This window comes from Pseudoalteromonas sp. GCY (genome assembly GCF_016695175.1).
GTDB lineage: Bacteria > Pseudomonadota > Gammaproteobacteria > Enterobacterales > Alteromonadaceae > Pseudoalteromonas.
The window spans coordinates 32587-55960 of record NZ_CP068023.1; the positions used below are offsets into that span (position 1 = coordinate 32587).

Consider the following 23374-nt stretch of genomic DNA (forward strand, 5'->3'; position numbering starts at 1 on the left):
GCTCTTATAACGATGGACAAATACGCGGTATTCGGTAATCCGATAAAACATTCTAAATCGCCAGCAATCCATGCGCAATTCGCACAGCAATGCCAGCAGCAATTAGAATACGAGGCTATTTTGGCACCAGAAGATGCCTTTATTCAAACTGCATCGACATTTTTTGCCCAGGGTGGTTGTGGTGCGAATGTGACTTTACCTTTTAAAGAGCAGGCATTTGTCTTTGCAGATACCCTCACCGAACGAGCTAAGCTCGCTGGTGCCGTCAATACTCTAATCAAACAGCAAGATGGCAGTATTACAGGCGATAATACTGATGGTGCAGGTCTGGTGCGAGATCTCGTGAAACACCAAACTAAACTTGAGGGGGCTACCGTACTATTGATTGGTGCAGGTGGCGCAGCCAAAGGCTGTATCTATCCGCTTCTTCAGGCCGGAGCAAAACGGATTGTCGTTACCAACCGTACTGAGTCAAAAGCATTGCAACTAGCAGAGCAATTCGCCACGTATGGAGAGGTTACAGGGTGTGGATTAAACAATACCCCTGACATTGGTTTCGATATTGTGATTAACTCCACCTCATCAAGCATCACAGGGGAGGTGCCAGACGTTAGCCCTACTGTTATTACATCCTGCTTAGTTGCCTACGATATGTTCTACAGCGACCAGCAAACAAGTTTCTTAGACTGGGTGGCGCAACATAATCAACAAACGCAATTGATAGATGGCATAGGTATGTTAGTTGAGCAGGCCGCAGAAGCGTTTTACCAATGGCGAGGGGTGAGACCTGATACGTCCGAAACATTTAGGCTTATTAGAAGGTAAATATGAACCAAGCAATACTGTTTAATGATGACATCAGTTATCAACAAGGAGTGTTAACGTTTACGGCGATGGCCAGTGGTCAGCTGATCCGCTGTAAAATTGCAACTAAGCTTGAGCAAGAAGCTGCAATAGCACACTTTGCTCAGCACCAATTCGATTATGAAATGCAGGCTGAGCAATTAATTGAGGATGAAGCGTTTAATGAGGCGGGAGAGATAAGCTTAGCTTTCCTCTAAATATTCATCTTTCAGTTCCACGTAATTTTGAGCGGACACTTTTAAAAATTGTAGCTCTTGTTCTGTAAGGGGTCTGGCTTGTTTTACCGGACTACCGACATATAAAAAGCCGGACTCAAGATTTTTATTGGGCGGGACAAGTGCACCACCACCAATAATAACGTCATCTCCTACGGTGACGTTGTCCATAATAATTGCACCCATGCCTACAAGAATACGATTACCAAGTTTGCAACCATGCAACATGACTTTATGACCAACAGTGACATCATCACCAATAATAAGCGGGTAACCGTCAGGTACTAAAGCGCTCTTTCTTGTTAAATGCAGTACACTTCCGTCTTGAACATTGGTTCGTTTACCTATCTTGATGTAGTTCACATCGCCTCTTGCTGCAACCAATGGCCAAACGCTGCTGTCTTCGCCAATTTCTATATCACCGACCAAAACGGATGATTCATCAATATAAACGCCTTGTGCCAAGCGCGGGGATTTACCTTTATAACTTCTAAGCATGTCTAGATTACTCATCTCTCGTGTCTTGTGTCACTAGTGTAGAGTGTTGAATTGTAAAACTCTAGTACGAAAAAACTGCAAAAAGATAAGCAAAAGTGTCAAAAATAAGCGTTTCGCTTCATTTTTGCTCGAACAAACGTTTTTTCGCAATTTTCTTTAAAAAAGGGTTGCACTAAAATCGGATCGCCCTATAATGCGACCCCACTGACACGGGGCGCTACGCTGAAAAGCAAAGCAGCAACGAGTTGGCGTCAAGTAAAACTTAAATTAGAAGCTTCTTCTAAAGAAATTCAAAATTAAGTGTTGACAAAAAATCGGGAATGCTTAGAATGCACATCCCTCGAAACAGCGAAATGTTTCGAAACGTTCTTTAAAAATATGAAGCAATCATCTGTGTGGGCACTCGTACAGATTGAGTTCTAACAGCAGATTCTAGTTCGCTAGATGACGCAAACAAATTTAGAGTCTCAATTGAGCTGAGTGACCAACGGAATAAACATAGTTTATTCAGCACAGTCAATTCGATTTCTTAGGAAATCAAAATCAGAATTCATTGAGCACGAAACTTAGGTTTCAAAAAACTTTTAATTGAAGAGTTTGATCATGGCTCAGATTGAACGCTGGCGGCAGGCCTAACACATGCAAGTCGAGCGGTAACATTTCTAGCTTGCTAGAAGATGACGAGCGGCGGACGGGTGAGTAATGCTTGGGAACATGCCTTGAGGTGGGGGACAACCATTGGAAACGATGGCTAATACCGCATAATGTCTACGGACCAAAGGGGGCTTCGGCTCTCGCCTTTAGATTGGCCCAAGTGGGATTAGCTAGTTGGTGAGGTAAAGGCTCACCAAGGCGACGATCCCTAGCTGGTTTGAGAGGATGATCAGCCACACTGGAACTGAGACACGGTCCAGACTCCTACGGGAGGCAGCAGTGGGGAATATTGCACAATGGGCGCAAGCCTGATGCAGCCATGCCGCGTGTGTGAAGAAGGCCTTCGGGTTGTAAAGCACTTTCAGTCAGGAGGAAAGGTTAGTAGTTAATACCTGCTAGCTGTGACGTTACTGACAGAAGAAGCACCGGCTAACTCCGTGCCAGCAGCCGCGGTAATACGGAGGGTGCGAGCGTTAATCGGAATTACTGGGCGTAAAGCGTACGCAGGCGGTTTGTTAAGCGAGATGTGAAAGCCCCGGGCTTAACCTGGGAACTGCATTTCGAACTGGCAAACTAGAGTGTGATAGAGGGTGGTAGAATTTCAGGTGTAGCGGTGAAATGCGTAGAGATCTGAAGGAATACCGATGGCGAAGGCAGCCACCTGGGTCAACACTGACGCTCATGTACGAAAGCGTGGGGAGCAAACAGGATTAGATACCCTGGTAGTCCACGCCGTAAACGATGTCTACTAGGAGCTGGGGTCTTCGGACAACTTTTCCAAAGCTAACGCATTAAGTAGACCGCCTGGGGAGTACGGCCGCAAGGTTAAAACTCAAATGAATTGACGGGGGCCCGCACAAGCGGTGGAGCATGTGGTTTAATTCGATGCAACGCGAAGAACCTTACCTACACTTGACATACAGAGAACTTACCAGAGATGGTTTGGTGCCTTCGGGAGCTCTGATACAGGTGCTGCATGGCTGTCGTCAGCTCGTGTTGTGAGATGTTGGGTTAAGTCCCGCAACGAGCGCAACCCCTATCCTTAGTTGCCAGCGATTCGGTCGGGAACTCTAAGGAGACTGCCGGTGATAAACCGGAGGAAGGTGGGGACGACGTCAAGTCATCATGGCCCTTACGTGTAGGGCTACACACGTGCTACAATGGCAGGTACAGAGAGCAGCGAGCTAGCGATAGTGAGCGAATCCCTTAAAGCCTGTCGTAGTCCGGATTGGAGTCTGCAACTCGACTCCATGAAGTCGGAATCGCTAGTAATCGCAAATCAGAATGTTGCGGTGAATACGTTCCCGGGCCTTGTACACACCGCCCGTCACACCATGGGAGTGGGTTGCTCCAGAAGTGGATAGTCTAACCTTCGGGAGGACGTTCACCACGGAGTGATTCATGACTGGGGTGAAGTCGTAACAAGGTAGCCCTAGGGGAACCTGGGGCTGGATCACCTCCTTATACGATTTAGAACTTATTTGTTCGAAGTGTCCACACAGATGATTGTTGCTTGGCCTGATGGCTAAGTGATATTGCTCTTTAAAAATTTGGAAAAGCTGAAAAATTAAATTCTGATAGATAACGTAAAGTTATTTATCGAGTTTTCGAAAGAAAATGCCGATTAATCATTTCGATGATTAATTAGCGTCTACTTTAGTATTCAATATTAACTTCTGGCGAAGTTAAATCAGTCTTTGACAGTACAACTTAAAACTATTTTGGGTTGTATGGTTAAGTGACTAAGCGTACACGGTGGATGCCTTGGCAGTTGGAGGCGATGAAGGACGTACTAACTTGCGATAAGCCTAGTCAAGCCAGTAAGAGGCGCTTGAGACTAGGATTTCCGAATGGGGGAACCCACCTGCTTGCAGGTATCGTTAACTGAATACATAGGTTAACGAGGCGAACGCGGAGAACTGAAACATCTAAGTACCCGTAGGAAAAGAAATCAACCGAGATTCCGAAAGTAGCGGCGAGCGAAATCGGACCAGCCCTTAAGCTTTAGTGTGGTTAGTGGAACATGCTGGAAAGCATGACGAAACAGGGTGATAGTCCCGTACACAAAAACTTATCTAAAGTGAAATCGAGTAGGTCGGAGCACGTGAAACTTTGACTGAATATGGGGGGACCATCCTCCAAGGCTAAATACTCCCAACTGACCGATAGTGAACCAGTACCGTGAGGGAAAGGCGAAAAGAACCCCTGTGAGGGGAGTGAAATAGAACCTGAAACCGTGTACGTACAAGCAGTAGGAGCCTACTTGTTGGGTGACTGCGTACCTTTTGTATAATGGGTCAGCGACTTATATTCTGTAGCGAGGTTAACCATTTAGGGGAGCCGTAGCGAAAGCGAGTCTTAACTGGGCGCTTAAGTTGCAGGGTATAGACCCGAAACCCGGTGATCTAGCCATGGGCAGGTTGAAGGTTGAGTAACATCAACTGGAGGACCGAACCCACTAACGTTGAAAAGTTAGGGGATGACCTGTGGCTAGGAGTGAAAGGCTAATCAAACCGGGAGATAGCTGGTTCTCCCCGAAATCTATTTAGGTAGAGCCTCGGACGAATACTTACGGGGGTAGAGCACTGTTAAGGCTAGGGGGTCATCCCGACTTACCAACCCTTTGCAAACTCCGAATACCGTAAAGTAATATCCGGGAGACACACGGCGGGTGCTAACGTCCGTCGTGGAGAGGGAAACAACCCAGACCGTCAGCTAAGGTCCCAAAGTGTATGTTAAGTGGGAAACGATGTGGGAAGGCTAAAACAGCTAGGAGGTTGGCTTAGAAGCAGCCACCCTTTAAAGAAAGCGTAATAGCTCACTAGTCGAGTCGGCCTGCGCGGAAGATGTAACGGGGCTAAACATACCACCGAAGCTACGGCTGCGAACTTAGTTCGCGGGGTAGGGGAGCGTTCTGTAAGTGGCTGAAGGTGTGCCGGGAGGCATGCTGGACATATCAGAAGTGCGAATGCTGACATGAGTAACGACAAGAGGAGTGAAAAACTCCTCCGCCGGAAGACCAAGGGTTCCTATCCCATGTTAATCAGGGTAGGGTGAGTCGACCCCTAAGGCGAGGCTGAAGAGCGTAGTCGATGGGAAACGGGTTAATATTCCCGTACTCGGTATGAATGCGATGGGGGGACGGAGCAGGCTAGGCAAGCATGGCGTTGGTTGTCCATGTGAAAGGCTGTAGGCTGGTGACTTAGGAAAATCCGGGTTGCCAAGGCTGAGAGTCGAGACGAGCCACTAAGGTGGTGAAGTTGTTGATGCCCTACTTCCAGGAAAAGCCTCTAAGCTTCAGTTCATACTGAATCGTACCCTAAACCGACACAGGTGGTCAGGTAGAGAATACTAAGGCGCTTGAGAGAACTCGGGTGAAGGAACTAGGCAAAATTGTACCGTAACTTCGGGAGAAGGTACGCTCTTGTTTGTGAAGGACTTGCTCTGTAAGCAAACGAGAGCCGCAGTGACCAGGTGGCTGGGACTGTTTATTAAAAACACAGCACTGTGCAAAATCGTAAGATGACGTATACGGTGTGACACCTGCCCGGTGCCGGAAGGTTAATTGATGGGGTTAGCTTAGGCGAAGCTCTTGATCGAAGCCCCGGTAAACGGCGGCCGTAACTATAACGGTCCTAAGGTAGCGAAATTCCTTGTCGGGTAAGTTCCGACCTGCACGAATGGTGTAACCATGGCCACGCTGTCTCCACCCGAGACTCAGTGAAATTGAAATCGCAGTGAAGATGCTGTGTACCCGCGGCTAGACGGAAAGACCCCGTGAACCTTTACTACAGCTTGGCACTGAACATTGACCCTACATGTGTAGGATAGGTGGGAGGCTTTGAAGCAGAGACGCTAGTTTCTGTGGAGCCGACCTTGAAATACCACCCTTGTAGTGTTGATGTTCTAACTTAGGCCCCTGAATCGGGGTTGAGGACAGTGCCTGGTGGGTAGTTTGACTGGGGCGGTCTCCTCCCAAAGAGTAACGGAGGAGCACGAAGGTTTGCTAAGTACGGTCGGACATCGTACGGTTAGTGTAATGGTAGAAGCAAGCTTAACTGCGAGACAGACACGTCGAGCAGGTACGAAAGTAGGTCATAGTGATCCGGTGGTTCTGAATGGAAGGGCCATCGCTCAACGGATAAAAGGTACTCCGGGGATAACAGGCTGATACCGCCCAAGAGTTCATATCGACGGCGGTGTTTGGCACCTCGATGTCGGCTCATCACATCCTGGGGCTGAAGTCGGTCCCAAGGGTATGGCTGTTCGCCATTTAAAGTGGTACGCGAGCTGGGTTTAGAACGTCGTGAGACAGTTCGGTCCCTATCTGCCGTGGGCGTTTGAGAATTGAGAGGGGCTGCTCCTAGTACGAGAGGACCGGAGTGGACGAACCGCTGGTGTTCGGGTTGTGATGCCAATTGCATTGCCCGGTAGCTACGTTCGGAACTGATAACCGCTGAAAGCATCTAAGCGGGAAGCAGGCCTCGAGATGAGTTCTCACTTTGACTTAGAGTCAACTGAAGGGCCGTTGAAGACTACAACGTTGATAGGCGAGATGTGGAAGTGCTGTGAGGCATTAAGCTAACTCGTACTAATTACCCGTGAGGCTTAACCATACAACGCCAAAGTGGTTTAAGCGACAGAAGTTAATAGACTAAAGTAGACAAAAGAATTTAATAAGCTTTTTCCGGATTTACATTGATGAGGGAGACTTCATTGATGAACAGAATTTCCTGGTGACTATAGCGTTTTGGACCCACCTGACCCCATGCCGAACTCAGAAGTGAAACAAAACAGCGTCGATGATAGTGTGGATTACCCATGTGAAAGTAGAACATCGCCAGGGCCAAATAAGAGAAACCCGTTGCAGTAATGCGACGGGTTTTTTGCTGTTTGGCGTATAGAAAACCTCGCGAGGTAAACTCGCTCCCACTCCCACTCCCACCATAGTATCAGCACAGTGCAACATGGTAAGAGGTGGTTTATCCACCGATGGCTTGCAATGAAGTTCCAGCAAAAAAACATGTACATTAAAACCAGTTTCAGCAATGCGACGGGTTTTTTTGCTATTTGGGGTATAGAGTTTTGAGGCATAGAAAACCTCGTGAGGTTTTCTAAACCTAAGTAAATGCGCTCCCACCACAGCATCAGCACAGTGCAACATGGTAGGAGGTGGTTTACCCGCCGAGCATTTGCAAGCAAGAGGCAGCTATAAGGTTTTATGCAATAAGGGCTATAAGGAAGGGTCAATTAACGATATGATGGGCTCAAAACAGGGGGTTTAGCGTGTCATTTCATTTAATTGCACTGTTGGTAATATTTGCATTGTTTGGTACTTCAGCCACTTATCTAATTCGCTTTATGTATAGCTATTGGATTAAGAAGCAGCTTGAAGTGAAGTATATTATTAATGCGAGTATTTGTGCGCTTTTAGTGATGGTGATCTCAGTGATTAATGAGCTTATCCAATAACCTGAGTGCTCATCAGTTTACAGGGGTACAGCCTGACAGGTATGCGCAATACATAGTGTTTGTATTGGCATCACAGGTTCACAACTAACCGCTGGCGCTTTTCCTTTGTTATTCAGCTTTTCTTGGTCTGTAAGGTCGCTAACGACTGCTTCTACATCTTGCTCATCAGTATGCTTCGTTGAATAGATCAGGTATTCTCTTGGTCCACCACAGGTTAATCGCTCACCTACTCCAATTACTTTACACTGATAGCTTGCATCACATCCTATATTTGCTCTTATATCGCTGAGTGTATGCGCAGTATTAGAGCGACTTGTTGCATCGCCTGATGTCATTTCACAGCCAGATAACGCCGCAATTAGTGTGCCGATGCAAGCGAGAGAAATAGCTAACTTCATTATTGCCTCTAGTATGTAGGACGACTATTTTCTAGTTTAACACACTTATTTTCAACGCATTGTGTTGCGGGTTCAATTAAATGCTGACAGATACTCATCATCTGATTTTGCATATTATAGGCGCGCTCTAATGTAGTAGTTTGCTCCGCTAATTGTTTTACTTGTGCCTCATCTGTTGATTTTGTTGAATACACTAGATAAGAGGAAGGGCCGCCACAGGCGCGATCGCCAACGGCAATAACTTTACACTGGGTATCGTTATCACAGCTTTTGTCGGCTACGATGCTTTCCAATGATTGTTTATGGGCTTTGATGTCAGAGATATCGAGCTTTTTACCATCTTGTTGAATAGGCAAGCTTGCTTCTTCTGATTCTTTAATTTCGGTGTGCTTTTCGCTTACAGGCTTAGTCTCTTGTGCTTTTTGTTCGGCTGTTTCTTCTTTAGTTACTTCTTCTTGGCAACCAAACAACAAAAAGGTTGCGAGTAAAGTGGGGATCATCTTGTTCATTATATGCTCTCCTAATGTTTGCTAATTAAACTACGCAAGTCTTTAAGGAATAGCAAGCTCTGTAGCCTGCATACACTATATGTGATTGCAGGCTGTGAAGGACGGCGCTATAGACCGCCTTTGGTGAGTTTTTGCGGATCGAGTAATGATTGGAGCTCGTCTTCACTCAGATCGGTTTGCTCAGCAGCGACCTCTATGATTGGACGTCCTTCTTTGTAGGCAAGTTTGGCAATTTGTGCTGCTTTTTCATACCCGATCACAGGATTTAACGCGGTAACTAAAATCGGATTTTTAGCCAGTGCCTTTTGAATATTCTGCTCATTCACCTTAAAGCTTGAAATAGCTTTGTCCGCAAGTAGCCTCGCGGTATTTGCGAGGATCTCAATGCTTTGCAAAATATTTAATGCAATCACTGGCAGCATAACATTCAGCTCAAAATTGCCAGACTGGCCTGCAACACTAATCGTTGCGTCATTACCTATCACTTGAGCACTGGCCATTGCAGCCGCTTCTGGAATAACAGGGTTTACTTTACCTGGCATGATTGAAGAGCCGGGTTGTAGCGCCTCAAGTTCGATTTCACCTAGGCCAGCAAGCGGTCCTGAATTCATCCAGCGTAAGTCATTGGCTATCTTCATTTGTGCTACTGCAAAGGTTTTAAGTTGGCCTGAAAGTCCCACTATCGCGTCTTGTGAACCGATATGATAGAAAAAGTTGCTGCCTTTACTGAAGCGGATCCCGATGTTAGTGCTCAGGTTTTGGCTAAATAATTTAGCGAACTGTGGATCGGCATTAATACCTGTGCCAACCGCTGTTCCACCTTGACCTAACTCGTAGACTTTTTCTAAGGAATGAACAATGCCCTGACAAGCGTTATCGACTTGCGCTTGCCAGCCACTTAATGTTTGTGCAAAGGTCACCGGCATTGCATCCATCAAGTGCGTCCGGCCAGTTTTGACGTGATGACCAACTTGCTCTGCTTTTTGTTCAATACTACTAGATAAGTGTTTTAGTGCTGGCAGAAGGTCATACACTGCTGTGATTGCACTACTCACGTGAATCGCTGTTGGGATCACATCGTTTGAGCTTTGGCCCATGTTAACGTCATCATTAGGATGAATTGCGACACCGCTTAATTCAGTCGCTAGAGTAGCTATCACTTCATTGGCATTCATGTTTGAACTGGTACCAGAGCCAGTCTGAAAGACATCCACTGGAAATTGATCTAAGTGTTTGCCATCAATTAGCTGCTGACAGGCACTCACAATTGCTTTTGCTTTATCACTTGATAGATGTCCAAGGGATTGATTGGTTTCTGCTGCGGCTTGTTTGATGTAGGCCAATGCTTTGATAAAGCTACTTGGCATTGTGATCCCGCTAATAGGAAAGTTATTTACAGCGCGCTGTGTTTGCGCCTTGTAGAGCGCATGCTCAGGAACATCTAATGTTCCCATACTATCGGATTCTTGACGAAATGTAGTCATCGTTGCTCCTAATAAAAAGGGTTAAACTGCTGGCAGGTTTGGCACGCATCTCGCTGGAGCTTCAAAAATTGCCGTGGCGAAGTATGGTGATGTTTATAAAACCGTTTTAGTGCCAACAAAGGTTTAAATAATTGATCCATGCATTGTTTACGTATGGCTGTATCAACGAGTGGATCGGCAATCTGTTCTAACAGTTCGGACAATGTATTTTTAAGATAAAGCTCTTGCAGCAGCGGGTTATTATGGCGCTCGTACCATTTTGCCATGCCTATACCAGCCGAAATATATTCCGCAACCAAGAGCGGCGCCTCAAGTTGTGGTCGCTGGCAGTGGCGATTAAGCTTCGCACGATAAGTTTGTAATAAAGTAGCTAGCTGCATAAATACAAAACCAAACGATGTAATGATAATGGTTATCATTACATCGTTTGATTGGCAATTCAAGCTTTAGTATTCGCACTGCCAAACAATTTGTTTAGCATTCACCATAGCAGCTCACTATGAGTCTGAAATGAATTTAGGAAAGTGTGATTGAGCTTAATTATAGCCGAGGAGATATTGCTGCTCTGAATGCTCTTTCTCTTGTTCTTCGAGTTGCATCAGGTTAGCGACTTCTTGTCGGTAAGCGCGACTTTTCGTGAAGGTATTTTTACGCTTCTTCAGGACAAGTCCTTCGCTTTTAAGTTGGCTTGGCATTTGGGTGATCTCTGAAATTTTCATGCTCGCTTCTCCTCTTATTACTCTTTAAACTTAGCAGAAGTTGTACCAAAATAAATTTCTTTTCTAATTTTAATTGCTTAGTAGAAGTTTTAGCTATTTGCCTTGCAATTGAGATAAATTCTTGCCTCAATGAGGCGCATAAATCGATCAAAATAGTGCAAACGAGATGACAAAACCTTACTCTCAAGCGTGTGAAAACAATAAACAGCCAATATTAGAAAAGCTCACTCCCTATCTAAATAAACCTTTGGAAGTGCTAGAGGTAGGCTCTGGTACGGGTCAGCATGCGGTGCACTTTGCTGCGGCGTTACCGCATTTAACGTGGCAGACGGCGGACAGAGAGGTTAATCACGCAGGTATTCAAGCGTGGCTTGATGACGCAGAGTTAGAGAATACTTTACCGCCATTGGCGCTAGACTTACACCATGCGTGGCCTGTTAATCAGCGTTATGATGTGATCTATACCGCTAATACCTTGCACATTGTGTCATCAACGCTCGTTGAGCGCTTAATCGCAGGAGTAGGACGACACCTTAAAGTAAGCGGCTACCTGATAGTTTATGGGCCGTTTAATTATCAAGGTGAATTTACCAGCGAGAGTAACCGAGAGTTTGATGCGTATTTAAAATCGCAAGACCAGAATAGTGGCATTCGCGATCAAGAATGGGTATTGGCGCTTGCTGCAGAGCAAGGACTTACACTACAGCAAGACTATGCGATGCCGGCTAATAATCGCTTATTGGTGTTTAAACGGTAGTTTTGCTTGACACTCGGTAAAGTAATGCCCGAGTGCGTCAGCTTCGCGCTTGGTAAAATCCTCAAGCGCTTGTTGAAAGTCAGGTTGAAATAAGCGGTGATACGATTGCCTCCACACCGGCTCAAAACCCCTCACTAACTTGTGCTCGCCTTGAGCACCCGCGTCAAAGACAGCAAGCTGATTAGCAATGGCGTACTCTATGCCTTGATAGTAACACAGCTCAAAATGCAAAAAGTCGTAACTATCCTCAATCGCGCCCCAATAGCGACCATACAGGGTATCACCATCCACAAGATATAAACTGGTGGCGATAATTTCGTGGTTTAAGTAGGCGCAGCAAAGGCGAAGCTTATCTGGCATCGAGGTGATAACTTGCTGAAAAAAGTCGCGAGAGAGATAGCCGTGGTGTCGCGATCGTTTAAGGTAGGTGAGCTGGTAACTGAGAAAAAACGCATCGAGTTGTGCTGTGCTTATTTCTCTGCCAGCAGTCCAGCTTATGTTAATACCTTGGGCAGTCACAGTTTGGCGTTCTTTCATGACCATTTTACGCTTTCTTGATGTGAGTCGTGCGAGAAAATCAGCGAACTCGGCGTAACCTTGATTATGCCAATGAAATTGCACATTGCGGCGCATCGTTAAATGACTCTGAGTGAGAAAGTCACTTTCACGACAAAAGTTAATATGGACTCCACTAATGCCTAGTTGGGCGAGGCTCGTGAGCGTAGCGTCAATATATTCAAGCAAGCAAGAAGATAGACGTTTAGTTAATATTCTTGGTCCTTGAGTGGGCGTAAAGGGGACGCCACACAGCCATTTCGGATAGTAATCTAATCCGTGGCGCTCGTAGGCTTCAGCAAAAGCCCAATCAAAAACGTACTCGCCATAAGAGTGCGATTTAATATAGCCTGGTAAAATTGCAATCAGCTCGCCCTGGCGTTCAATCATTAGGTGATGCGGTATCCAGCCAGTCTCTTTGCTGGTGCAGCCGCTCAACTCTAATGCAAGCAGCCAAGCATAGCTCGTAAATACATGTGATGGTGAAACACAGTCCCACTGTGCTTCTGTCACTTCAGTCAGAGAATGAATAAACCTGTGTTGGTACTCAGTCATTGTGGCCGTCAAAAAATGCGAGCAGTGTTTGCTCAAAGTTGCTGTAATCAGGGTTAAACGTGATCCGCGCAAGAGCGGCGTATTGCGTCATGCTTTTTTCATGGCGTTCGCCAAAGTGGACGGTTTTACCTGTGCGGCAGTTAATGAAGGCTTGGTCTTCTAAGTGGTAACTGGTGCAATTACGATAAGGCCCTTTGCGGCCATAAAAAACATGTTCAGGTGGCTGCAAAATACCAATATGAGACATATCGACAATGTTGTCGGCTTTCACGCTCCGATAATTCACACCTTGCTTAGCCTTAGCCGGTGGCGTTTCCGAGTAGATAAATCGGGTCAACTTTGACTTAGGTTGCCACTTTTCTAGTAGCTTTGCCGTTGCATGATTGTCTATGGTGGTATCGACATCGCTGTAGCTGATAAACATCGGTACATCTGGCAAAGTGGTGAGTGATTTGAGTGGCGCCATAGCCTGATGGGCTAACGTTGCGCCATGCCATGGGAAAGATTCATATTTGGCGAAATCCAAATCAGCGTCTTCATCTATCCAATTGACAAATGGCACGTAATCAATCCATTTGGCTAGCCAACCGTTCTTATTATGTGGCTCCGTGGCGGGTGAGATAAGTGCAACAGAGCCTAAATTATTGGGCTTGTGCTTCGCTATGCTACTCAGTACTATGGCGGCACCAGTGGAATAACCAAGTACTGAAAAGTGCTTAAAATCTTGGCTCGTCTGTGCGATGGCATAATCCGTATGGGTTTGCCAATCGTCAATATCAACTTCGGTTAAATCGCTTGGTGCAGTCGCGTGGCCTGGCAGTAACATGGTTCTGACATTGTATCCCGCTTCATAGAGCGCTGCCGCAAGGTAGTGAAAAGTAAAAGGAGAATCGGTCAGACCATGGATAAGTAAAATGGCGTGATCTTTGTTGTCATGCTCAAGTGAAAATGGCGCGATTAAGTCACTTACCTTGGGGTTTGTCAGGTTGAGTAATTTTGCAGTAGGCGTCATTAACGGGCACGGCAGTGTAGCGCGGGGATTGCGGCTTTCAATAATTTGCTTAGTCGAACGAATATAATCGTTATAGTTTTTTATATTCGCTATATCGACGGTGACAGGGCCTTTATCGATCGCTTCGCGAAATAATCCCGACGCTTTGCTCTTGGTGAATAGCGACATATCACTCACTTGGGTAACACAGTCTTGTGCGATGACCAAAGGTGAGGCAAGCAGGCTAAAAGCAAATACTGTGGAGGTAAGGTAGTGGCGCATAGTCGGTCCTTATGAGCATAAAATCACATGCAGTATAGCGAGAACAGATGACGATAAAAATGGTTAGCGGATCGGTAATATGCGTTTTGCAAAAGTTTGCTTGAGTACAATCGTTGATTCAATCCCGCTAATCACCTTACAGGCACCCAGTTGATGTTTGGCAAACTGTTCATAGCTGGGCAAATCCTTTGCTACGATTTCCAATAGGTAATCATGACTTCCGGAGATCACCGAACAGCTGATCACCTGATCTTCTGACTCAACGTGTTGCTCAAATAAATGTGCTGCGGTTGCGGTATTTTCACTGAGTTTTATAAATGCATAAACCAAAATACTTAAGTCAACTTGCGCTCTATCAAGTGCCGCATGATAGCCTGAAATTACTCCTGTATCTTGCAAGCGTTTTACGCGTCGAAGACAGGGAGTATCTGAAAGGTTTGCCTTTTCGGCGAGAGCGGCATTACTCAAACGTGCATTATGTTGCAAGGCGTTAAGGAGCAATTTGTCCTTGGCATCTAGATTTACCGACATAAACCAAATAAAAGAGTGATTCTTGCTAATCAGTATTAAACTTTTAGAGAAAATTGGCAAATTATGCTCGTGGTGATTTGCTAGCCTTAGCTGTGGAATAATCACGAGAAGTAATAATGAGTCCATTAGCCGTACAATTTGACGCTTGGATTAGAGGTCCGTTTGTCGACCTTAACGACAAGCTTGAACATCTTTATTGGCAGCAACAGGATAAAGCAAACGTTGAAGGCGTTGGTGAAACGCTAAAAGCACAGTTATTAGAAGAAGGTAATCAACTGATCCAGGCCCTGCTAGAAGAAGGCAATACCGACGAAGGCTTTGAGCAAGCGTTCGACTTACTGGGTAATGTTGGTCTATTTATGGCAGCATGTAGGCGCCACGAAATTACCGAGCCAAGCCGTGAAAGGGTGTCTCCGCTGATACAAGCATCGGCACTGGCCATGCATATTGGTGCCTCTTTGGGGGTTACGCCGCGCTTCGCAACGGCTCATCTCACCACACACAACCGCGCAATCAACGGCGTGTATAAGCGCTTTACCTCTCATCCGGCAGAGCGCTTATTCATCGACTACAATACTCAGGCCATTCTTGCCTATAAACGTGCGTCCGAATCGTTAATGAAGGTACATCATTTGGGAATTTCTCATCCCATGTCATTGGTGCTGCTCAAACAAGTTAAGCAAGCGCTGCTTGAGGTGATAGAGTCTAATCGAGAGTTATTTAAGGAACTAGATCCCGAGGCATTCTTTTACGTTGTAAGACCCTATTACAAACCATACCGAGTTGGTAAAGAGGTCTATCGTGGCGCAAACGCTGGAGATTTTGCGGGTATCAATGTTATCGATATGATGTTGGGGTTATGCCCGGCTAATGACATTAGTTACGGTCAAATGCTGGTGGAAAAATTCCTCTATATGATGCCAGAAGACCAAGCAACCCTGCGTGAATGCATGCGTACGCCTAATTTAATGGATGCGTTTCTGAGTGCATTGAAAGGGCCGAAAGGTGATTGGTTTGGTCCTGCCTGTAGCTTGTTTATACAAGTATGTAAGCTGCATGGAGATACGGCTATACAACATCACAATCAACTCGTAGAAAAGTATATCGCCAAACCTTCGCAAGCGATGCAGCAACAGCACTTAAGCAAAGTGACCGCCAGCGGTCCACCGATTGAAGTGTTACTCAAAGAACTTGCAGACTTAAGAGATAGACGAGCTGCTGCCGAGCGCGATGATATCTTTACTCGGCATCATGATTTAAAACGATTACGCCAAGCAATAGGGGTTAAGCATGAAGCAATATAGGGACGATTTTTACCTGCCTATGGGTCACTATTTATTGAGTCATTCCGTTGGTCGTATGTTGAAATCTGCGGCGGAAGATTTTCATCAGCAATTTATGGTGCCGTGGCAACAACAAAACCAAGAGCCTTGGCAGCACTGGTTAAGCGGTATTGATCGCTTTACCTCAGCCTTAGCTTCACTATTACACACTGATGCGCGCCTGTTTTGTCCGCAAACAAACCTTTCCAGTGGTTTGACGAAATGGGCGATGAGTTTACCCGAAAGTGGCATTCGCAAAGTGCGCGTGTTGATGAGTGAGCAAGACTTCCCTAGCATGGGGTTCGCGTTACAAAACGCGTTGGACAATATTGAGATTGTTTATATTCCCGAAGCGATGAATATGCACGACCTAAGCGTGTGGCAGCAATATATTGATGAGCAAATTGACTGGGTATTTGTCAGCCATGTGTATTCGAACAGTGGTCAGCAGGCCCCTGTCGCTGACATCATTAGCCTTGCCAACCAATATGGCTGTCGAAGCATTATTGATATTGCTCAGTCACTTAGTGTATTGCCAATAAATTTAAGCGAGTGGGGCGCGGATTGCGTTATCGGCTCTTGTGTGAAATGGAGCTGTGGTGGCCCTGGCGCCGGTTTTATCTGGGTGAGTGAGGATGTCTTACCTTATTGTGAACCAAAAGATGTTGGCTGGTTTTCGCATCAAAATCCATTCGAGTTCGATATTCATCATTTTGCGCTGAGTGAAAGTGCGCTGCGTTTTTGGGGCGGTACTCCAAGTGTGGCACCTTATATCTATGCGGGGCACAGCCTTGGCTATTTTGCCGAGCTTGGGATTGAGCAAGTAAGAACGTACAACTTTGCTTTGTTATCTGAATTACAAGCGGCATTGCCTGAATTTTATCGCTCTCCTACAGCACAGAGTGCTTGCTCTGGGACCGCTATTTTGCATTTTGGCTCGCGGCATGAAGCAGTGATGGAGCAGCTTAAGTGTGCAGGCATTGCTGTGGATAATCGTCGCTACGGTATTCGCGTCTCACCACATATTTATAATAGTCAGGAGGACATTTCGCGGTTGGTGCAGGTTATCAACGAAAGCTAGTTTCCTAACCCTAGTGCTTTTTTGGTCTTCTTCTTCACCGAGCGCCAATGTGTCATTGGCTGCTTGGGCGCACGCGCTATCAATGCGTTGAAATCAATTTCTTCTGCAAGCACTTCTCCTTGATGCGCCAAGATCACGGAGTGGGGTTGTAGTGCCTTTACTTTGGCAAGAGATTGGCGATACAAGCGTGGATAGAATACCGGAAAAGGCGCAACAAATTGCCCTTTCACTTTTACCGTCAAATCCGCCACATAGATGCGCTTACTGGGGAGATGATACAAGCTCAAGTCTCTATCTGTATGACCGGGTGTGTGTATCGCTTGCCATTCGTTAAAGTAGGGCAAGCTATCACCATCGGCTAGGTAAAAGTCTGGTGATAATTGTCTTGGATACCAAAGATTACGTTTGGCCTTGCGCTTTCTCCCAGCAACCCAAAGTGCCAGCGCCATATCGGAGAGGTGCATCATGACACCATCAATACCACGATACCACTGGCTGGGGGCATTTGCGGCCGCAATCTTTGCGCCCGTGAGCTTTTTGAGTTTGTGCGCGCCACCGGCATGATCTGGGTGCATATGCGTGACCACAATCAGCTTGAGTGCGCTAAGTGGCTTTTGCAATTGTAGGATGTAGTTGCAGACCAACTCAACATCAGCACGACAGCAACCATCGAGTAACAGTAGGCCCGTTTCGTGCTCAACCAGATAAATATGTTGAATATAGCCTTCTAAGACATGGATTTTCATTAGTCACACTCATTTCCCCAATCAGATCTCAACATAGCATAGGTTAAAGACATCTGACCAGTTGTGTGTGGAAGTGACAAATCGCAGACATAAAAAAACCGCAATTAAGCGGTTTTCTTATAAGTGATGGCGGAGAAGGAGGGATTCGAACCCTCGATAGGGCTACAAACCCTATACTCCCTTAGCAGGGGAGCGCCTTCAGCCACTCGGCCACCTCTCCGACGCAATACTTTAAAAATGGCGGAGAGATAGGGATTTGAACCCTAGATACGCTATTAACGTATGCCGGTTTTCAAGACCGGTGCTTTCAACCACTCAGCCATCTCTCCATGGGCAAAGATAATACTTAGCGATTTAGGCGCTGTAAACCGTTTTTAAACTGTTTGCTTAAAAAATGTGCTAAAAGAGGGTTTTTTTTAAAATTGTGCTAGAAATTAGCGGTTTGACGAAGAGGTTTTGTACAAAAATGCTGGTTGAAGTGGTGCTTTTATGGTCTATTTAAACAAATGCTGACGAGAGCATGGCGGGTTGGGACGCCATGCTCTGTGCAGACTTACTTATACATAATCACGTCTTTTAACGCTAAGTGTTGACCACATACTGCCAACCACTTCGTCCAATTGATACGACGTTGTTTAGTTGGTTGTGTTTGGTTAAACGTGTTTTGTGATGGGCTGCAAGGTGCAGCTGAATTAAGCATGTCTGGCTCCTAATAAGCTATGATTGAAAACAAGGCTATTTTGCACGCAATTTGTTTAAATTTAAAACGATAAAAATTTATGTTTTCGGATAAAAATAACTAATGAATTAATGGTTTGTTCATTTTTGTTTTAATGGGTTTTTTGCATGGTTATGCATGGTTGTGATTGTTTTGATTAGGCTGTAACCCAGTTAATATGGGTGTTTGTGGTTTTTGCTTTTGATTTTTGGTTTTAGTTTTGGTTTTTTATTCATATAAGTTGAGTTTTTGTATTTAAGGGTTTTTATGCTGGTGGTAGTCAACCCTTTAGCGGGGGCTGAGGGGAAAGCGCAAATTGCATGGTTAAAGCAACAATTAAAACAACAACAGTTGACGGCAACTTGGTTTAATACCACTGGAAACTTTGTCGCAGATAGGGACGCAATTACTCAAGCAGCTACGGCGGGAGTTAGCGTGGTGGTGATTGGGGGGGATGGCACTTTGCACCTAGTCGCCAATGCCATTGCCGAACGTGATAACACGCTCGCACTACTGCCAGCGGGGACTGGCAACGATTTTGCTCGGCAGTTTAATTATTCCAAAGTACAGTGGCGAGCAGCTGTATTTTCAGATCAGGTCACAAGTATTGATTTGGGTAAAGTGGACGGGCGCTGGTTTGTCAATGTCGCTGGGATTGGCTTTAACGCGCATGTCATGAATAACTTAGGACAGACCAAACGTTTAGGTAAGCTGAGCTATATCTATGCGGGACTAATGTCGCTGTTTACTGCCAAACTCATTCGCTATCACGGCAACGCATGGCCTGAGCACGGTATGATGTTGTTACTTGCGAATGGCAAACACTTTGGGGCAGGGTTAACTCCCGCCCCAATGGCTTGCCTTGATGACGGTTTGCTGGAGCTGCTGTGGTTCACGCCACAAACGCATTGGCAGCGGGTGGTATTGTTTGTCAATATGCTGCTTAAACGTCATATGGGCATGAGAAATGTGCATCACGACCGCATTGCAGAGCTTTATATCGCACAAGAGGGGTATGACATTGAGGCTGATGGTGAGATTATTGGGTGCACGCCTGCTACGATAACCTGCTGCCGCCGAGCACTGAGCATAAAAAAAGCGCCATTATAAAATGGCGCTGAAAAGTAAGAAGCTAAAGCATTGGTAAGACTTCAACTTCTAACTGGGGACCGAATGGACAACCAAGCGTAGATGCGATCTAAAGGCGTGAGTACAATCGCATTACCTAGGATGACCAAAATAAACCCAATAAAGGTATTTTGCTGCCACTCAAAGCCTTCAAATAAGGTACTCAAGGCCACGGCAACAAAAGGAAATAACACTATCAAATAACTCGCTTTCTCAGGCCCAATATTCTTGAGTAGTGAGAAATAACAACCAAAGGCAATAACGGTGCCAAACACGCTTAGGTAGATCAGAGACCACCAATATGATGCCGGCGCTTGGTTGATAAACTGATGTTCACTAAAGGCGACATAGGCTGCTAGCATGACAGCGCTGTAAAGCATGCCCCAAGCATTTCCCGCCATAACATCAATTTGCTGATTAGAATTGCGCACGCTTACCATATTACCGAGTGACGCGACCACTGTTCCCAATAGAGCTAATGATAATCCCAAGAAGGCCTCGCTTTGCAAATCAAATGCGACCAAATCGTGCCAAAACAAGCTGACTATCCCAAGCGTGCCCAGTGATGCACCAAAGTAAATTCGCTTTGCAATAGGTTTGGCAAAAAACAACTTAGTGTTGACGATATTAACGACTAATAATAATGAAAACGCAATTGATGCCATTGCTGACGTTAAATGTGCCTGAGCCCAATACAAGAAGAGATAGTTAGCACCAAAATTACACAGCGCTAAGAGGATGAAAAAGCCGTGATCTCGGCGAGAAAATCGCATTGGCACACGCTTATAGATGACAAACGCCCACATACAAACCGCGGCGAGGCCAAAGCGGTAAAACAGCGACACAAACTCGTTGATGCTGCCAAGTTGGTATTCAATGGCAAGCCATGTTGATCCCCAAATCAACACAGTGATGGCGTAAAGAAATAGATTTTTCATGATCGGCTCTAGATTCAAACAGCAGTGGAAGTCTGTAGTTTACGCTGTTATTCTGTATAAGCTATATACAGAATTTGCTAATTTATACCTATACAGATTATTGCTTATGAGTACCGTTATTCAACGCCAACATTCCGCCTTTCTCTATCAGCAGGTGATCCAAATGATCTTGTCGATGGCAGAACAAGAGTCTATTTTACCGGGCGAAAAGCTTCCCTCATTGCGTGTTATGGCGCAAAACTTAAATGTCAGTATCCCAACTGTAAAGCAGGCCTATCAAGCACTTGAAGATCAAGGAAAAGTCATTGCCAAAGAGAAGTCCGGCTACTTTTTATGCCACAGATCTTCACACAACGACTCACCGAAGCGCGCACGATTGCCCGCCAAACCTGTGGTGGTTAACAAGCAGGCGTTGATTGAACAAGTGTATAAGGGGATCCATCAACCACATGCAATCCCTTTAGGTATCGCCAACCCCATCGCCATTGCTGGTACTGAGCAGGTTCTTGCCAAAATTATGCGCCGCGCAATGAAAGAAGCGGGGAATGAGCTCATCAATTATGGTCCTATGGATGGTTTGGATAGCTTAAAAAAGCAAATCGTGCGGCGTTATTTGGATATGGGCTTAGCAATCGACATGGATGAAGTGGTGATCACCAATGGCGCGCAAGAAGCATTAGCGATTGCGTTACAAGCGGTGACCAAGCCCGGAGACGTGATAGCGATTGAATCCCCCTGTTATTTTGGCATTGTTGAACTGGCTGAAAACTTAGGGCTAAAGGCCATTGAAATACCTGTTTGCCCGGATGATGGCATTTGGCTGAGCGACCTTGAACGGGCGCTTGAAAAGCATGATATTCGAGCGTGTGTGTTTTCTACCAGTATTAGTAACCCGCTTGGTAGTTTTATGCCAGATACGAGACGTGCGCAGCTGGTGGCGCTATTAGAGCAACGTGACGTGGTGTTGATAGAAGACGATGTGTATGGCGATTTATATTTTACCGAGCAGCGCGGCATACCGGCACAAGCATTTAGCCAAAAGGGCTTAGTGATCACATGTGCGTCATTTTCAAAAACCGCAGCGCCTAGCTATCGGGTGGGTTGGATGGTCGCCAGTCAATTTAGTGCAAAAGCAAAGCGCATAAAACGTGCGTTGAGTTGCTCGTCATCTTTAATGAATCAATGGGCTCTGGCGGATTTTCTCAGCTCTGGAGGCTACGAGCGCCATTTAAAGTTGGTCCGTAAACGGTTAATTGAGAATCGAGATCGCATGATCCAAGCGGTGAATGTTGCATTTGGTAGTGAGGTAAGAGTCAGTCGCCCGCAAGGCGGTTGTGTGCTGTGGTTAGACTTAGGTAAGCACGTCGATGGTGCCTTGCTGTTCCAAAAAGCCTTGGAGCACGGGATCAGTATTACGCCTGGTACGCTATTTAGTGCCAGCAAAAAGTATCAAAATTGTATACGTATCAGTTATGGTTTGCCGTGGGATGCGTCGGTAGAGCAAGCGATTAAAACGCTGGGGGAGTTGGCTGATGCACAAAGGAAAGGGTTGGCATAACGTACCCTTAATTAAATGTAAGTTATGCCAACGTTAGATTATTTAAATTTAAACAGTTGGTACTCTGACATTGCGGGGATAGACCTTGCTACAATAGCTTCGTTTTTCGCGATTTGTTCAAAGTCGCCACACAGTGCGTCGGCTTTTTTCTCAATAGATTCTGCCTGTTGTTCAACTTTAGTTTCGATTTGTGTTGCGAAGTTTTCCATACGTTGTTCAAAGCTGCTCATATCACCGTTTGCATCTGACATTTCGTTGCCAATCGCAACCAGTAAGCTACCTATCGATTGCATCATGGCACCTTGTACTGCGGTCTCGATTTTTTCTTCAAACTGATTATCGAAATTTTGGCCGAACTCATCAAAGGTTTGCTTGCCCATCACAAACGCACCTTGCTGATAAAACGTATTTTGCACTTCTGTTTCGAGGTCATCGATCACAGCATGGATGCTATCTAAACTGGTTAAATTAAAGGTTTGCGCCACTTCATTAAGGGCAACGCCCGCTAGTTTTATGCCTTCAAAAGCAATATCAGCCACTTGTGGTAGGCGGCCTCTTAGTTCATCACCATATTGCGTGAGCATCGTTTTTTGCTGTGTATTAAGTGCGATGCGCTCGCCATTGAGTGTCAGTTCGCCAAGATTGTTGATCTCAGCTGTTTTGTTTTTGGCCGTTGTGATCACCAAGTTATCAGGCGTGATCCTAACGTCATTCTGAAATTCTACTTCACAATTGTCACCGCTAAACGTGATGTTATTTTTTTCGTGTGCAGCGACGGTGGTTGTCATCATTGTTGCTGCTGTTAGTAGTAAAATTTTATTCATGGTCGATCCTTATTGGCTCAGTTGCATGATTGTTGTTACAAGAACAATGCCAAATATAAACTCAAATAAAATCAATGTATTGTGTTTTATTGTTGAAAGTTAATGTGCTCTAAAAGTGATGAAATTGACTAAAATATAGTTGTTTTTGTCAAAATGAATTAGGCAATAAAAGATTTTTATTGTAAGGATAAGAAACTCTCACTTTTCAGAATGACAATTTAGCGCTAAATAGTGATCTTGAGAGACGGCTCTCATTTTATTAATGACTATTTTATTTTGGAGTTAGTTGTGGGTAAGACATTCTCTTACGATGCGCTTGATGATGATTTTGCAGACGATGAATTTGAAAAGTTGGGTCGTAACCAACATGACAAGCAAAAGCGTAAAGTCAAAAGAAAGCTAGACGACTACTTAGAGCAAAAACGCCTACGTAGAAATCTAGGCGATGATGATTTCGACTATATTGATGATTGATCACTAGACGCCATCTACGAGTCTAGCACTGACAGTAATTCAATTTGGCTGTGTGATTAAGCAGGGCTGTGGGTTACTCGGTGCGATGTCTGAGTTATTAT

At 45.4% G+C, this 23374-nt stretch carries 22 protein-coding genes, 2 tRNA genes and 3 rRNA genes; 12 read left to right on the forward strand and 15 right to left on the reverse strand.

The genetic code is table 11. The features are described 5' to 3' along the window. Window positions 1-12 precede the first annotated feature (12 nt). Both aroE and JJQ94_RS05425 read left to right on the forward strand, forming a co-directional pair. A complete protein-coding gene (aroE, locus tag JJQ94_RS05420; RefSeq protein ID WP_099030070.1) occupies window positions 13-825 on the forward strand; it encodes a shikimate dehydrogenase in 813 nt (270 codons plus the stop codon). A 2-nt stretch (window positions 826-827) separates the two neighbouring features. Further along, window positions 828-1061, forward strand: coding sequence for a DUF1488 family protein (locus JJQ94_RS05425; RefSeq protein ID WP_099030071.1), 234 nt, complete (start codon window positions 828-830; stop codon window positions 1059-1061). On the opposite strand, the gene JJQ94_RS05430 is transcribed toward JJQ94_RS05425, so the two are convergent. After that, window positions 1047-1592: a gamma carbonic anhydrase family protein gene (locus JJQ94_RS05430; protein WP_099030072.1), complete on the reverse strand. Its 546-nt coding sequence runs from the start codon at window positions 1590-1592 to the stop codon at window positions 1047-1049. The two genes, JJQ94_RS05425 and JJQ94_RS05430, sit on opposite strands and share 15 nt — an antisense overlap. A gap of 570 nt (window positions 1593-2162) precedes the next feature. On the opposite strand from JJQ94_RS05430, the gene JJQ94_RS05435 reads away from it, so the two are divergent. The 4 genes from JJQ94_RS05435 (at window position 2163) to JJQ94_RS05450 (ending at window position 7703) form a co-directional block, all read left to right on the forward strand. After that, window positions 2163-3695: ribosomal RNA gene (locus JJQ94_RS05435) — 16S ribosomal RNA — on the forward strand. 268 nt (window positions 3696-3963) lie between these two features. Next, window positions 3964-6847, forward strand: a 23S ribosomal RNA gene (locus JJQ94_RS05440). Window positions 6848-6963: 116 nt separating this feature from the next. Then, a 5S ribosomal RNA gene (gene rrf, locus JJQ94_RS05445) occupies window positions 6964-7077 on the forward strand. Together the 16S, 23S and 5S rRNA genes form the textbook arrangement of a ribosomal RNA operon. A 440-nt stretch (window positions 7078-7517) precedes the next feature. Next, window positions 7518-7703: a hypothetical protein gene (locus JJQ94_RS05450; protein ID WP_099031424.1), complete on the forward strand. Its 186-nt coding sequence runs from the start codon at window positions 7518-7520 to the stop codon at window positions 7701-7703. Between the two features lie 17 nt (window positions 7704-7720). Here JJQ94_RS05450 and JJQ94_RS05455 read toward each other — a convergent pair whose 3' ends face one another. The 5 genes from JJQ94_RS05455 to JJQ94_RS05475 form a co-directional block, all read right to left on the reverse strand. After that, window positions 7721-8101 carry a hypothetical protein gene (locus JJQ94_RS05455; RefSeq protein WP_099031423.1) on the reverse strand — a complete coding sequence of 127 codons (381 nt, stop codon included), beginning with the start codon at window positions 8099-8101 and terminating at the stop codon, window positions 7721-7723. An 8-nt stretch (window positions 8102-8109) separates the two neighbouring features. Then, window positions 8110-8610, reverse strand: a complete 501-nt coding sequence (locus tag JJQ94_RS05460; RefSeq protein WP_099031422.1) for a hypothetical protein — start codon at window positions 8608-8610, stop codon at window positions 8110-8112. A 107-nt stretch (window positions 8611-8717) separates the two neighbouring features. After that, window positions 8718-10094, reverse strand: coding sequence for a class II fumarate hydratase (locus JJQ94_RS05465; RefSeq protein WP_099031421.1), 1377 nt, complete (start codon window positions 10092-10094; stop codon window positions 8718-8720). An 8-nt stretch (window positions 10095-10102) separates the two neighbouring features. Next, the gene (locus JJQ94_RS05470; RefSeq protein WP_099031420.1) at window positions 10103-10513 is read right to left on the reverse strand and encodes a hypothetical protein; all 411 of its coding nucleotides are present in this window, start codon (window positions 10511-10513) and stop codon (window positions 10103-10105) included. 117 nt (window positions 10514-10630) lie between these two features. Next, window positions 10631-10813 (reverse strand): hypothetical protein, encoded by a 183-nt coding sequence (locus tag JJQ94_RS05475; protein ID WP_010378070.1) that lies wholly within the window; start codon window positions 10811-10813, stop codon window positions 10631-10633. A 166-nt stretch (window positions 10814-10979) separates the two neighbouring features. On the opposite strand from JJQ94_RS05475, the gene JJQ94_RS05480 reads away from it, so the two are divergent. Beyond that, window positions 10980-11570 (forward strand): DUF938 domain-containing protein, encoded by a 591-nt coding sequence (locus JJQ94_RS05480; protein WP_099031419.1) that lies wholly within the window; start codon window positions 10980-10982, stop codon window positions 11568-11570. Here the strand turns inward: JJQ94_RS05480 and JJQ94_RS05485 are convergent. The 3 genes from JJQ94_RS05485 to JJQ94_RS05495 all read right to left on the reverse strand — a co-directional run bounded on the left by JJQ94_RS05485 (window position 11550) and on the right by JJQ94_RS05495 (window position 14484). Beyond that, entirely contained in the window at window positions 11550-12680 is a 1131-nt protein-coding gene (locus tag JJQ94_RS05485; protein WP_099031418.1) for a GNAT family N-acetyltransferase, read from the reverse strand. The two genes, JJQ94_RS05480 and JJQ94_RS05485, sit on opposite strands and share 21 nt — an antisense overlap. Further along, window positions 12673-13953 carry an alpha/beta hydrolase gene (locus JJQ94_RS05490; RefSeq protein ID WP_099031417.1) on the reverse strand — a complete coding sequence of 427 codons (1281 nt, stop codon included), beginning with the start codon at window positions 13951-13953 and terminating at the stop codon, window positions 12673-12675. Before JJQ94_RS05490 ends, JJQ94_RS05485 begins: the two co-directional genes overlap by 8 nt. 63 nt (window positions 13954-14016) lie before the next feature. Continuing rightward, the gene (locus JJQ94_RS05495) at window positions 14017-14484 is read right to left on the reverse strand and encodes an Lrp/AsnC family transcriptional regulator (RefSeq protein ID WP_172439969.1); all 468 of its coding nucleotides are present in this window, start codon (window positions 14482-14484) and stop codon (window positions 14017-14019) included. A gap of 116 nt (window positions 14485-14600) precedes the next feature. Between JJQ94_RS05495 and JJQ94_RS05500 the strand changes: the two genes are divergently transcribed. Together JJQ94_RS05500 and JJQ94_RS05505 are read left to right on the forward strand one after the other, a co-directional pair. Continuing rightward, on the forward strand, window positions 14601-15788 hold the full coding sequence (locus JJQ94_RS05500) for a PrnB family protein (protein ID WP_099031416.1): 1188 nt from the start codon (window positions 14601-14603) through the stop codon (window positions 15786-15788). Then, a complete protein-coding gene (locus JJQ94_RS05505; protein ID WP_099031415.1) occupies window positions 15775-16887 on the forward strand; it encodes an aminotransferase class V-fold PLP-dependent enzyme in 1113 nt (370 codons plus the stop codon). The genes JJQ94_RS05500 and JJQ94_RS05505 overlap by 14 nt, the downstream gene beginning before the upstream one ends. Here the strand turns inward: JJQ94_RS05505 and JJQ94_RS05510 are convergent. The 4 genes from JJQ94_RS05510 to JJQ94_RS05525 form a co-directional block, all read right to left on the reverse strand. Continuing rightward, on the reverse strand, window positions 16884-17633 hold the full coding sequence (locus JJQ94_RS05510) for an MBL fold metallo-hydrolase (protein ID WP_099031414.1): 750 nt from the start codon (window positions 17631-17633) through the stop codon (window positions 16884-16886). The two genes, JJQ94_RS05505 and JJQ94_RS05510, sit on opposite strands and share 4 nt — an antisense overlap. 127 nt (window positions 17634-17760) lie before the next feature. Continuing rightward, window positions 17761-17853, reverse strand: a tRNA-Ser gene (locus tag JJQ94_RS05515). An 18-nt stretch (window positions 17854-17871) separates the two neighbouring features. Next, a tRNA-Ser gene (locus JJQ94_RS05520) sits at window positions 17872-17962 on the reverse strand. Window positions 17963-18186: 224 nt separating this feature from the next. Beyond that, window positions 18187-18333, reverse strand: coding sequence for a hypothetical protein (locus JJQ94_RS05525; protein WP_017219379.1), 147 nt, complete (start codon window positions 18331-18333; stop codon window positions 18187-18189). Window positions 18334-18618: 285 nt separating this feature from the next. Here JJQ94_RS05525 and JJQ94_RS05530 point away from each other — a divergent pair, with 285 nt between their 5' ends. Continuing rightward, window positions 18619-19461: a diacylglycerol/lipid kinase family protein gene (locus JJQ94_RS05530; RefSeq protein WP_099031413.1), complete on the forward strand. Its 843-nt coding sequence runs from the start codon at window positions 18619-18621 to the stop codon at window positions 19459-19461. Window positions 19462-19502: 41 nt separating this feature from the next. Here the strand turns inward: JJQ94_RS05530 and JJQ94_RS05535 are convergent, their stop codons facing one another. Further along, window positions 19503-20417: a DMT family transporter gene (locus JJQ94_RS05535; protein WP_099031412.1), complete on the reverse strand. Its 915-nt coding sequence runs from the start codon at window positions 20415-20417 to the stop codon at window positions 19503-19505. On the opposite strand from JJQ94_RS05535, the gene JJQ94_RS05540 reads away from it, so the two are divergent. Then, window positions 20416-21975, forward strand: a complete 1560-nt coding sequence (locus JJQ94_RS05540; RefSeq protein WP_099031411.1) for an aminotransferase-like domain-containing protein — start codon at window positions 20416-20418, stop codon at window positions 21973-21975. The genes JJQ94_RS05535 and JJQ94_RS05540 overlap by 2 nt on opposite strands. Before the next feature lie 38 nt (window positions 21976-22013). Here JJQ94_RS05540 and JJQ94_RS05545 read toward each other — a convergent pair whose 3' ends face one another. After that, complete coding sequence (locus JJQ94_RS05545) at window positions 22014-22799, reverse strand: DUF2884 family protein (RefSeq protein WP_099031410.1); 786 nt, start codon at window positions 22797-22799, stop codon at window positions 22014-22016. A gap of 288 nt (window positions 22800-23087) precedes the next feature. On the opposite strand from JJQ94_RS05545, the gene JJQ94_RS05550 reads away from it, so the two are divergent. Further along, window positions 23088-23273 carry a PA3496 family putative envelope integrity protein gene (locus JJQ94_RS05550; RefSeq protein WP_010604204.1) on the forward strand — a complete coding sequence of 62 codons (186 nt, stop codon included), beginning with the start codon at window positions 23088-23090 and terminating at the stop codon, window positions 23271-23273. The last annotated feature ends 101 nt before the right edge of the window (window positions 23274-23374 follow it).

Bases quoted from the DNA above. Each gene is read 5' to 3' on its own strand.
- JJQ94_RS05510 (WP_099031414.1), bottom strand. From the start codon at position 17,633: ATGAAAATCCATGTCTTAGAAGGCTATATTCAACATATTTATCTGGTT.
- JJQ94_RS05455 (WP_099031423.1), bottom strand. From the start codon at position 8,101: ATGAAGTTAGCTATTTCTCTCGCTTGCATCGGCACACTAATTGCGGCG.
- JJQ94_RS05485 (WP_099031418.1), bottom strand. From the start codon at position 12,680: ATGACTGAGTACCAACACAGGTTTATTCATTCTCTGACTGAAGTGACA.
- JJQ94_RS05475 (WP_010378070.1), bottom strand. From the start codon at position 10,813: ATGAAAATTTCAGAGATCACCCAAATGCCAAGCCAACTTAAAAGCGAA.
- aroE (WP_099030070.1), top strand. From the start codon at position 13: ATGGACAAATACGCGGTATTCGGTAATCCGATAAAACATTCTAAATCG.
- JJQ94_RS05465 (WP_099031421.1), bottom strand. From the start codon at position 10,094: ATGACTACATTTCGTCAAGAATCCGATAGTATGGGAACATTAGATGTT.
- JJQ94_RS05495 (WP_172439969.1), bottom strand. From the start codon at position 14,484: ATGTCGGTAAATCTAGATGCCAAGGACAAATTGCTCCTTAACGCCTTG.
- JJQ94_RS05480 (WP_099031419.1), top strand. From the start codon at position 10,980: ATGACAAAACCTTACTCTCAAGCGTGTGAAAACAATAAACAGCCAATA.
- JJQ94_RS05545 (WP_099031410.1), bottom strand. From the start codon at position 22,799: ATGAATAAAATTTTACTACTAACAGCAGCAACAATGATGACAACCACC.
- JJQ94_RS05490 (WP_099031417.1), bottom strand. From the start codon at position 13,953: ATGCGCCACTACCTTACCTCCACAGTATTTGCTTTTAGCCTGCTTGCC.
- JJQ94_RS05425 (WP_099030071.1), top strand. From the start codon at position 828: ATGAACCAAGCAATACTGTTTAATGATGACATCAGTTATCAACAAGGA.
- JJQ94_RS05540 (WP_099031411.1), top strand. From the start codon at position 20,416: ATGATCGGCTCTAGATTCAAACAGCAGTGGAAGTCTGTAGTTTACGCT.
- JJQ94_RS05460 (WP_099031422.1), bottom strand. From the start codon at position 8,610: ATGAACAAGATGATCCCCACTTTACTCGCAACCTTTTTGTTGTTTGGT.
- JJQ94_RS05430 (WP_099030072.1), bottom strand. From the start codon at position 1,592: ATGAGTAATCTAGACATGCTTAGAAGTTATAAAGGTAAATCCCCGCGC.
- JJQ94_RS05505 (WP_099031415.1), top strand. From the start codon at position 15,775: ATGAAGCAATATAGGGACGATTTTTACCTGCCTATGGGTCACTATTTA.
- JJQ94_RS05530 (WP_099031413.1), top strand. From the start codon at position 18,619: ATGCTGGTGGTAGTCAACCCTTTAGCGGGGGCTGAGGGGAAAGCGCAA.
- JJQ94_RS05470 (WP_099031420.1), bottom strand. From the start codon at position 10,513: ATGATAACCATTATCATTACATCGTTTGGTTTTGTATTTATGCAGCTA.
- JJQ94_RS05535 (WP_099031412.1), bottom strand. From the start codon at position 20,417: ATGAAAAATCTATTTCTTTACGCCATCACTGTGTTGATTTGGGGATCA.
- JJQ94_RS05525 (WP_017219379.1), bottom strand. From the start codon at position 18,333: ATGCTTAATTCAGCTGCACCTTGCAGCCCATCACAAAACACGTTTAAC.
- JJQ94_RS05500 (WP_099031416.1), top strand. From the start codon at position 14,601: ATGAGTCCATTAGCCGTACAATTTGACGCTTGGATTAGAGGTCCGTTT.